This window comes from Pelosinus sp. sgz500959, assembly GCF_042610375.1.
Classification (GTDB): Bacteria; Bacillota; Negativicutes; order DSM-13327; family DSM-13327; genus CTSoil-075.
The window spans coordinates 560596-572504 of the sequence record NZ_JBGJZL010000001.1; the positions used below are offsets into that span (position 1 = coordinate 560596).

At 37.0% G+C, this 11909-nt stretch carries 6 protein-coding genes; all 6 read right to left on the reverse strand.

Translation table 11 applies throughout. The features are described from left to right. Positions 1 to 58: 58 nt before the first annotated feature. The 6 genes from ACAN52_RS02460 to ACAN52_RS02485 all read right to left on the reverse strand — a co-directional run bounded on the left by ACAN52_RS02460 (position 59) and on the right by ACAN52_RS02485 (position 11866). Positions 59 to 3526, reverse strand: coding sequence for a bifunctional glycogen debranching protein GlgX/4-alpha-glucanotransferase (locus ACAN52_RS02460; protein ID WP_378951682.1), 3468 nt, complete (start codon positions 3524 to 3526; stop codon positions 59 to 61). Between the two features lie 101 nt (positions 3527 to 3627). Beyond that, positions 3628 to 5079, reverse strand: coding sequence for a glycogen synthase GlgA (gene glgA / locus ACAN52_RS02465; RefSeq protein ID WP_378951685.1), 1452 nt, complete (start codon positions 5077 to 5079; stop codon positions 3628 to 3630). 1 nt (position 5080) lies between these two features. Beyond that, entirely contained in the window at positions 5081 to 6202 is a 1122-nt protein-coding gene (gene glgD, locus ACAN52_RS02470; protein ID WP_378951688.1) for a glucose-1-phosphate adenylyltransferase subunit GlgD, read from the reverse strand. Between the two features lie 2 nt (positions 6203 to 6204). Next, complete coding sequence (locus tag ACAN52_RS02475) at positions 6205 to 7419, reverse strand: glucose-1-phosphate adenylyltransferase (RefSeq protein ID WP_378951691.1); 1215 nt, start codon at positions 7417 to 7419, stop codon at positions 6205 to 6207. 55 nt (positions 7420 to 7474) lie between these two features. Beyond that, positions 7475 to 9400: a 1,4-alpha-glucan branching protein GlgB gene (gene glgB, locus ACAN52_RS02480; RefSeq protein WP_378951694.1), complete on the reverse strand. Its 1926-nt coding sequence runs from the start codon at positions 9398 to 9400 to the stop codon at positions 7475 to 7477. A gap of 12 nt (positions 9401 to 9412) precedes the next feature. After that, positions 9413 to 11866 (reverse strand): glycogen/starch/alpha-glucan phosphorylase, encoded by a 2454-nt coding sequence (locus tag ACAN52_RS02485; RefSeq protein WP_378951697.1) that lies wholly within the window; start codon positions 11864 to 11866, stop codon positions 9413 to 9415. Positions 11867 to 11909: the final 43 nt, after the last annotated feature.

Genomic DNA, 11909 nt, shown 5'->3' on the forward strand with positions numbered 1-11909 from the left:
AATTCTGACATTAATTTCTTATTTAAAAATGAATTGATAACGTATGAGTCCTCTACTGCTATCGCTTATATTTTTCCACCAACTCTAGCAACTTATGACTCAATTCAGAGGTTAATGATTCTTTGCGGCATCGCCAATCCCAATTGGAACCAACTGTACCAGGCATGTTCATTCTTCCCTGGCTTCCCAGACAAAGTATGTCCTGCATGGGTATAATCAAAGTGTTTGCATGACTTTGATAGGTAAATTCAACCAACTTCCAAGACATTTCTGCAGATTGAATCTCTCTGTCATTAATCCCTAACTGCTGCTGTACAAACTGCTTTATACAGCTAGCAAACTCAGGCTCATCCTTAAGTATCTTTTCATACCATCCCTGTGTTGTATCATTATCATGGGTCCCAGTGTATAACACACTATTCTTTTCACAAGTAAAATCAATACGTTGTCGATGCTCATCATAATCAAGGGCAAATTGTAATACTTTAATGCCAGGAAAATTAAATTCATGTTTTAGATCATCGACCTCTGATGTAATGACTCCTAGATCCTCTACAATAAACGGTAATTTGTTAAAATATTTTTCCAGTACGCTAAAGAATTGAGAACCTGGTCCTTTAACCCAAAGACCATCGACTGCGGTCTCAGCTTTTGCAGGAATTTCCCAAAAAGCTTCGAAACCACGAAAATGATCGACCCTAATATAATCGACAAACTTCAAAAGCGCCTCTATACGTTGACGCCACCACTGATAATCATCCTTGGCCATTTCTTGCCATTTGTAATGAGGATTCCCCCATAACTGGCCTGTTTCGCTAAAATAATCTGGAGGTACACCTGCTACTGTCTGAGGGCTGCCTTCTTTATCTAAATCAAACAACTGTTGATTTGCCCATACATCACAGCTATCATGGGCGACAAAGATTGGTATATCCCCGATAATTTCAACATTATGCTGTGCCGCATATTTTTTTATTTTTTTCCATTGTTTTAAAAATATAAACTGTAGAAACTTATGATATTCAATTTCATTTGTTAGTAATAAGCGATACTTTTCCATTGCTTTTTGTTGGCGCTGTGCGATTTCTTGTGGCCAACGATGCCATGCTTCTTCCTTAAAATTTGTTTTTAGAGCCATAAATAAGGAATAATCAAGCAACCAAAAATTATGATCCATCACAAATTTTTTATATTCAGAGGAAGTGTTATATTTCTTGAAATTCATAAAAGCAATACGCAGGAATTTTCCTTTATATTCTTTGACCTTGTCAAACTCCACTCGATCCTGATCAAATGAAGGATGATCTTGTATCATCTCTTCTGCTAAAAGTCCTTCTTTAACTAACTCACTTAGAGAAATTAGCCAATGATTACCTGCAAAAGCTGATAAACACTGATAGGGAGAATGACCATACCCTACTGGATTTAAAGGTAATATTTGCCATAGATTTTGTTTGCTTTGATAAAGAAAATCAATAAATTCATAAACTTCCGTTCCTAAGTCGCCTATACCATAAGCAGAAGGCAGAGAGGTGGGATGCATGAGTACTCCCGCCTTGCGTGGAAAGGATTCAGTCTCAACTTGTAGTAAAACCTTACCTTCAAGAGGCTCTAAATAAACACTTATGACTCCATTCACAACCTTAATTTTCTGATTGTCATTAAGTAAATCAAGCATCATACCATAACACCATGGTCTTACAGATAGCTGTACTGTAATTGGAGAACAACTCTGATTTAAGAGTACAAGAGCTGTATTATCTTTTTTATTTTTTCCAAAAGCATCCTGACCATTTCTAATCGTACGAATATAAGCATAGACTTGCTGATGTCCTGGTATTGAAATCCATTTTCCGGTTTTAAAGACATCATATTGATTCCTAAGGGCAATCATTTTCTTATGCCAAGTTAATAATTCACTATTTTCTTGTCCCCACGGATATGTCCCGCGATTAAAAGGATCTTTATATCCTTCCAAACCAGCTTCATCACCATAATATACAGAAGGTATTCCTGGAAATGTCATTTGCCATAATACCATCATTTTTAGTCGTGCAATTCCTAGTTTTCTTTTTTCCTTTGGCAAGCGATACCGAGCAAGCTCAGCAACAGTCATGGTTTCATAGGGTGGTGCCTCGCCAAGCAAGGTCAAAATCCTTGGTACATCATGACTGCCAATTAAATTCATCATGGCATAAAAGTTTTGAATTGGATAATTCTCTGCTAAGCTCATAAACGAACGATGAACTGAATAGGCATCAATTGCACCAAGCATAAAGTCTAAAGTAATTTTTCGAAATGGATAATTCATCACTGAATCCATTTCTTCTCCTTGAAGATACTGCCTCAATTCTCCATAACTTTTTTTATTGGATGCATCTTCCCAAACTTCACCAATGAGTACACTATCCTGATCCGTCTCTTTCATTGTTTTGTAGATTTTTTGAATAAATGAATCAGGTAGTTCATCTGCCACATCAAGACGCCAGCCTTTCGCGCCCAGCAGTAACCAATGCCGAATCACACTCTCTTTACTCTCAATAATAAAATCAATATAAGATGGCTCATTTTCTTCCACATTTGGTAATGTATCAACACCCCACCAAGACTCATATTTATTAGGGTAATCGTCAAATCGATACCATGAATAGTATGGAGACTCTTTTGATTGATAGGCACCTACTTCAGGATAATTCCCATCCCGATTAAAATAAATGCTGTCACTGCCTGTATGGCTAAATACGCCATCCAAAATAACTGCAATCCCGTGCTCTTTCCCTTTGGCACATAACTCTGCAAAAATCTCATTATTTCCAAGCATGCTATCCACAGTTTTATAGTCACCAGTGTCATAGCGATGATTACTCGGAGAAGAAAAAATAGGATTAAAATAAATAACACTAATTCCAAGTTCTTTTAAATAAGGTAACTTTGTAATAACACCCTGTAAATTTCCACCGAAAAAATCGTAATATACAATCCTTCCTGTATCTACATCACGAATATAATAAGGGTTATTGTTCCATGAACCATGAATAACACTATTGGCCTTGGGACTTAGTACCTGATCTAGACCATTATAAAATCGATCAGGAAAAATTTGATACATAACCCCTTCTTTAAACCAATCTGGAGTCACTGCACCTTTTTTATATACTGTAATTTGATAGGCTGGTGGTATTGTCTCGTAAAGACGTCCAATGCCTCCCAGTTGATCTGGATCATTACCATAGTAATAGACTTTATCTTGTATCGTAATGATGAAGTAATACCATACAATACTCGGTCTACTCGGAGCATTAAATTTTATTTGGTACAGTTGCTCCTCACCTTGTTCTTCGATTCGTTGCATTTGTATCTTTTCTTCACCGCTACCATCTTGCCATAACCTTAATACGACAGCACTCGATTCATCTAGGTCTTGAATCTTCAAACGAAGCAAGAGTTGTTCATGACAACAAACAGCCCCAAAAGGACTCCGAAAAAATTCCATTTGCGAATCATGAGTTATAAATTTTTCATTCATAAGATCCCCCTCACTTTGGATAATAAAAAATCTATATACAAAAGAGATACAAAGAAATTCCTTATCAAAATCCCCTTGTATCTCCCTTTGATGTTACTCTGCTATCCAATCATCTTCTTATAAATTTCCTGATAATCCTTTGCTGAATGTTCCCAACTATAATCACTATTCATTGCATTAATGACTATTTTATTCCACTCTTCCTTGTTATGGTACATGAGCAACGCCCTCATGATCGTATCAGACATTTCATGGGCATTATAGTGTGGAAAAGTAAATCCATTACCAATACCAGTCTCTTGATTATAGGCTTGTACAGTATCTTGTAAGCCACCGATCTGTCTTACAATCGGCACACAACCATAGCGCATAGCAATCAACTGTCCAATCCCGCAAGGTTCATAAAGAGAAGGCATTAGAAACATATCCGCACTCGCATAAATCTGCCGGGCTAAGGTATCATCAAATAAAATATTCGCTGACACTCTGCCTGGATATTGCCAAGCCACGTATCTAAAGAAATTCTCATACCGAGCTTCACCTGTTCCTAAGATGACGATCTGAGCATTCTGATTGTCATTGGACATGTGTTTAAGCATATCAACAAATATACGCTCTAACAATTCCATACCTTTAGGACCAACTAAACGAGAAACAATGGCAATCATCGGTACATCAGCATTCACAGTTAAACCTAATTGTTTCTGCAACGCCACTTTATTTTGCGCTTTTGCAGCAGTGGAATGAACATCATAATGAGTACAAATTTTATTATCCTTAGCAGGATCATAGATATCGTAATCAATCCCATTGACGATACCAACTAGATCATTTTTACGTTTACGTAAAAATCCATCTAATTGTTCACCAAAATAAGGATCTTGAATTTCTTGGGCATAGGTACGACTCACTGTCGAAATCATGTCAGAATAGGCTAATCCACCCTTCATAAAGTTGACAGCGTTATTAAATTCCACTCCATCATGCTGAAAATATTTCCAGTCCAAACTCAAGATATCGTGCAAGATTTCTTTAGGGAAAATACCTTGATAGCGTAAGTTATGAATGGTAAAGAGGGTTTTGATTTCTTCGTACTCAGGAAGATGCCGATAATGAGCATCATACAAAACACTAACCATACCTGCATGCCAATCATGGCAATGAATGACATTTGGTATAAAATCAATTTTATTCAAGGACTCTAAAACCGCCCGGCAGAAAAAGCCAAATCGTTCAGCATCATCATCATAACCATAAAAACCATGTCTTTTAAAGTAATGTTCATTATCAATAAAATAAAAGGTTATCCCATCATAGACAAATTCTAGAATACCGCAATATTTTTGGCGCCAACCTACTTGCACTGAAAATTTAGTTTTAAAGACCATTTGCTGTTTATATTTTTCAGGTATGTCTTTGTAATTGGGTAAAATGACGCGTGCATCGACCCCTTGTTTCTTTAATTCTTTGGGTAATGAACCAATGACATCACCTAGACCCCCTGTTTTGGCAAAAGGTGCCGCTTCTGCAGCTACAAATAATACTTTTAACATTCTAGATCACCTGTCCTTTCTTAATTATAATCGGATAATTACACTCTCCCTTAAACTGCTTGTCAGCCGTAATCTTTACGTCTTTATCACAGATTATATTCTCTAATACCGCACCTGAACAGATTTCACCATTTTGCATGACAATACTATTTTTAATATATGCCCCTTTATGCACTTTCACGCCACGAAATAAAATACAATTTTCAACTTTTCCCTCAATATAACATCCAGTAGAAACGAGAGAATTACTTACATCAGCATCCGCCATATACTTAGCGGGGGGTTCATCTTTAACCTTAGTGTAAATAAGACCAGATTTAAAAAATATTTCCTTCCAAATATGAGGGCTTAGAAGCTCCATGCTATGCTGAAAATAACCTCTAAGTGAACTAATCCGTGCTACATAACCTTGATGATGGTAACCACGCACGTTGAGTTTAGTAATATTTTTAATGATACAGTGTTTTATGAAATCAGAATCGCCACGGGCAATACACTCATTAACCAGCTCTATCAATATTTTTCTTTCCATGATAAATGTCTTCATCGATATATTTTGGCATTGTCCACATTCTTTATACTCTGTCATATCAAGTACCTTTCCATCTTGCCCTATTTCTAAGACAGTGGATCGTATACAATCATGGGTGACGCAATTGGCTTTCGTATACAAAACAGTAATGTCTGCTCCTGTCGTCTTGTGAAATTCCAAAGCATGGCGATAATCTAAATTGCTTACCATCTCAGGACCTGCGATCACAACATACTTTTGTCTCGATTTACAAAGGTAATCTAAATTACTATAAAAGTTTTCTACGTCACCTCGATGTATTTGCATAGGATTTTTGGTATACGCAGGTGGCAAGATAAATAATCCATCTCTCTTACGTGCCAAATCCCACTCTTTACCCGAACGCAAATGATCCATCAATGATCGATATTTGTGTTGAATAAAGATTCCTACATTTGACACACCCGAATTCACCATATTCGAAAGTACAAAATCAATTAATCGGTAACGTCCACCAAAAGGAACGGCTGCTAAAGGCCGAGTACGACTGAGTTCGCCCAGATATTCTTCAGCTTCACTAAGATTGATAATTCCCATTAATTCATTATTCATGACTACCTGTCCTCCTCTTCACAACCATCTTCATTGACCGGACAGGAAATACTCTCACGAATTGTACTATGGGGAGGAATAATCATATCTGCTGCAACAACTATAATTTTTTCTTCTCCAGTCTCTTGCTGCTCAGGCGATACTGTAGCTCCTTGCTTAAGTACTACTTTGCGCCCGATAATGGCATGATCAATTACGACATGATTCTCAATATGGGCTCCAGCCATTACAACAGAATTTTTAACAATTGCCCCTTTTCCAATATAAACATCAGGAAAAATCACTGAGTTTTGGACTTCACCAAAAACCAAACATCCTTCACTCACAATTGAACGATTTACCTTAGCTGTTCCAGCAAGATAATGGGGAGGTCTTGGTGGATTCGCTGAATAAATTCTCCATTTCGAATCATACATCGTAAGCTGAGATTTTTCATCTAACAGATCCATGTTAGCCTGCCAAAGGCTTTCGATTGTCCCAACATCTTTCCAATAGCCTTCAAAAGGATAAGCAACAAGTTTATGTTTAAGTGCTAGCATTTTAGGTATAATATCATGACCAAAGTCATGAGTTGAATTCTGTTCTTGTTCATCTTCGAGTAACTGTTTTCGAAGAATTGACCAATTAAAGATATAAATCCCCATGGAGGCGTGGTTACTCTTTGGTTCTTTTGGTTTCTCATCAAACTGGGTAATACGATTATTTTCATCACTGCTCATAATACCAAAACGACTGGCTTCATCCCACGGTACTTCGATCACACCAATCGTGACATCAGCCTTCTTTTCCTGATGAAATTCTAGCATCAGAGAGTAGTCCATCTTATAGATATGATCACCTGATAGGATCAACACATACTCAGGGTTAAACCGATCAATGAAATTAATATTTTGACAAATCGCATCCGCCGTACCTTTGTACCATTGTCCACCCTGTTCTTTTACAAAAGGCGGCAGGACATAAACGCCGCCATTAATTCGGTCTAAATCCCAGGCACTGCCAATTCCAATATAACTATTTAAAGCTAAGGGTTTGTATTGTGTAAGTACGCCAACCGTATCAATTCCTGAATTAAAACAATTACTTAGAGGAAAGTCTATGATTCGATATTTACCACCAAAAGGTACTGCTGGTTTTGCTACTTTTCGCGTTAAAACTCCTAGTCGGCTCCCTTGACCACCAGCTAATAACATGGCAACACATTGTTTTTTGTGCATAAGGACCTCCCCTGTTCATAAATTCTTTACCAATTACGCCTTGTCGATTTTCATACTATCTTCCAATTTGCAATGAATCTTCTCGTTGACATGGTAGACATTTCAAATATATAGTCGCTAGGGGTGGAATTTTTACAACAAGAGAGTAGGGTTTATTCTGCCAATTGGTCTCTTCTGCAACTAATTGTCCTAAATTTTCTTGACCAGATCCCCCAAATCTCTCCCAGTCACTATTAAAAACTTCTTGATAAGTCCCTATTTCAGGTACACCAATTCGGTAGGCTCCATGTACTTCAGGAGTAAAATTACACACTACAATCAACATTTCATCATTCTTAGTCGATTTACGCATAAAGCAAATAATACTCTGTGTATAATCACTGCAATCAATCCATTCAAACCCATGCCAATTACCATCAATTGACCATAACGCTGGATGTCGTTGATAAAATTGATTCAGTTCACGGGAGTATACTTGTAGCTGAGCATGTTTTTCATGCTCAAGAATATGCCAATCTAAACTTTCATGTTCTTGCCACTCAATAAATTGACCAAATTCACCTCCCATAAACAATAATTTTTTTCCTGGATGAGCCATCCAATATCCATAAAATGCACGTAGGTTAGCAAATTTTTGCCAATAATCACCAGGCATTTTATTAAGCATGGATTTCTTACCATGAACAACCTCATCATGAGATAAAGCTAATACAAAATTTTCTGTAAAAGCATACATAAAGGAAAAGGTCAATAAATGATGGTGCCACTTACGATGAATGCTATCAGTTGCCATATATCGAAGCATATCGTTCATCCATCCCATATTCCACTTGAAATTAAAACCTAAACCACCCATATAAGTTGGCCAGGATACCATCGGCCAGGATGTAGACTCCTCAGCCATCATGAGCACATTCGGATGATGCTGAAATACCACTTGATTTAATTTCCGTAAGAAATCGGCGCCTTCTAAGTTACCATTACCACCGTATTTATTTGGAGTAAACTCCTGATCTTCCTTACCATAATTCAAATATAAAATATTTGAAACGGCATCGGTACGAATACCATCAATGTGATATGTCTCTAGCCAAAACAAGGCATTGGATATCAGAAAACTCAAGACTTCAGTACGTCCTAAGTCAAAATTCGCAGTACCCCAACCTAGATTTTCTCCTCGTTCAAAACTAGCATATTCATAAAGCGGTGTACCATCAAAACGTCGCAGTCCATGATCATCCTTGCAAAAATGTCCTGGAACCCAATCCATAATGATACCAATACCATGTTGGTGGCATTGATCAACCAAATACATAAAATCTTCAGGGGTTCCATAACGACTGGTCACTGCATAATAACCTGTGGCTTGGTAGCCCCATGATCCATCAAAAGGATGTTCAGCAACAGGCATGATTTCAATATGAGTATATCCCATATCAAGGGCATATGCTGGTAACAGCTCTGCTAATTCGCGATAAGTCAGCAATTGATTATTAGGTCCTCTCCGCCATGAACCTAAATGCACTTCATAGATCACGACTGGACTTTGATAAGCAGGTTTTGCCTTTTTATTTTGCCATTCTTCATCATGCCATTGATAATTTTTTAAATCATAAACAATCGAAGCTGTATCAGGTCTGAGTTGAGCATATACAGCATAAGGATCAGCCTTCAATAGATGTTCGCCATTTTGCGTTACGATTTCATATTTATAAATTTCACCAGCTTTAAGGCCTGGAATGAACAGCAGCCAGACACCTGACTTTTGTACTCGTTTCATGACATGTCCTTGACCTTGCCAACTGTTGAAATTGCCAACAACTCTTACTTCTCGAGCATTAGGTGCCCACACCGTAAAGCGTACGCCTAAGCTATCGTTTCCATGGATGACATGAGCCCCCATGAGCTCATAGCTGCGGAAATTACTGCCTTCGTGAAATAGATATAGATCTTCATCACTTAATTGTGAAATATTCTTCACTCCAGTACCCCCTCAGTGTTTTGAACATGATAATCCTTTACATATATCTACAGATCTTGTATGCCAGATTTCTTTTGAATATTGACAAATCGTCCGGTCGCTAGAAAAAATTCCAGAGTGGGCAATATTTTGGATGCTCATTTTTATCCATTTTTCTTTATCTTTATATCTTTGATCGAGCTCGACATGAGCTTTGGCATAGGAGTCAAAATCCTGTAATACAAAAAACTCATCATTATTCGAAAGTAATGATTGATAAATGGCTCTAAATTCTTCTCTTTCATATGGGAAAAAGCCATTAACTAACTGTTCTAAGATGGTTTTTAATCGGATATCATTATTATATAAGTGCCAGACATTATAGCCACCATAGAGGTAGTAATCAAAGACCTCTTTACTCGTTAAACCAAAAATAAAAATATTATCATCACCCACAGCATTATGGATCTCCACATTAGCCCCATCTAAAGTACCAATTGTAATAGCTCCATTCATCATAAACTTCATATTACCTGTCCCTGACGCTTCTTTACTTGCTGTGGAAATTTGTTCACTCACATCAGCTGCTGGAAATAACATTTCGCCCAATGAAACACTATAATTTTCTAGAAATACAACTTTTAATTTATTTTTGATATCTTTATCTTTATTAACTACGGATGCAAGAACATTAATTAATTTAATGGTTTGTTTTGCAATATAATAGCCAGGTGCTGCCTTTCCAGCAAAAATATAAGTACGAGGGGTAATATCAAGGTCTGGATTCTGTTTTAATCGATTATACAAATCCATAATATGAAAAATATTAAGCATTTGACGTTTATAAGAATGAATGCGTTTAATATGTACATCAAATATTGAATGAATATTTACACTCACGCCAGTATGTTCTTTTATATATTTTGCTAAAATTTTCTTGTTAGAAAGTTTTATTTTACGTAATCGATCTTGAACTTTCTTATCGTCAGCAAAATCTGCAAATTGCTCTAACTCTTCAGGTCTTTTTATCCAACCTGCCCCAATACAATCTGTAATTAATTCAGCCAACTGGGGATTTGATTTTAAAAGCCAACGGCGATGAGTAATACCATTGGTCTTATTATTAAATTTTCCTGGATATACTTCGTGAAAATCTCGCATAATATGTTCTTTTAAAATATCCGTATGGATTTGAGCTACCCCATTGACACTATGACTCCCTACGACTGCTAACCTTGCCATATGTACCATTCCATCAACAATGATCGCCATACCTTTTATTTTATCCCAATTACCAGGATTTCTGTCCCACAACATGCGGCAGAAACGTTCATTAATTTCATTGGTAATCATATATATTCGCGGGAGCAGCGCTTTGTACATGTCAATTGTCCATGTTTCTAAGGCTTCAGGCATAATCGTATGATTGGTATATGAAATAGTCTTTGTCGTAATGGCCCACGCATCATCCCAGGACAGCCCTTCTTCATCCATAAGTATCCTCATGAGCTCAGGAACGGCTACAGCAGGATGAGTATCATTAATATGTACAGCTACTTTTTCTGGAAATTTTTTCATACTAGGATTAGTAAGTTTATAGCGCCTAATAATACTTTGTAAACCAGCCGAAACAAAGAAATATTGCTGTTTTAAACGCAGAACGCGTCCTTCATAAAAATCATCTTGAGGATATAAAATTTTTGAAATCTGTCCTACAGAATTCTGATATCCCATAGCCTGCAAATACTCACCACGATTAAAAGAAGCAAAATCGAAAGCATCATTTACAGCTTCAGCACTCCACAATCGTAAGGTATTGACCGTATTATTTCGATAACCAACAAGAGGAACATCATAGGGAACTGCAAGTACAGCTTCATAATCTTGGTGAACAAAACGTGTACGCCCCTTATCCCACTCTTCTCGAATAGAGCCACCAAATCGTACTTGTACTGCTTTATCAGGTTTACGGAATTCCCAAGCATAACCATCTTTAAGCCAATTATCGGGTAATTCTACCTGATAATTATCTACAATTTTTTGTTCAAATAAACCGTATTTATAACGAATTCCACATCCATGACCAGGTAATTCAACTGCTGCCATAGATTCCATAAAACAGGCTGCAAGTCTGCCTAGACCACCATTCCCCAGTCCTGGATCAGATTCTTGTTTTTCTAATTCATCCAAATCAATCCCTAGCTCAGCTAGGGCAACTTGACAGGTATCTTTTATCCCACCATTCACCAAATACATGTCCAGTAATCGCCCAAGTAAAAATTCCATGGAAAAATAATAAACCTGTTTTTCTCCTGTTTTAGTGTAACGTTTATTACTTTCTAACCAATTTTTACTAATAATGTCACGAATAACACGACTTAACGCCATATATTTATTATTAGTCGATGCTTCCTCAAGTCCTTTACCAAACATTGTCTGTACGTTATTCACAAACATTTTTTTCAATTCTTCCTTGTTTATTAACATGTGTCAGCCCTCCTATTTAATAATTTATTCGAAACATTCGTAA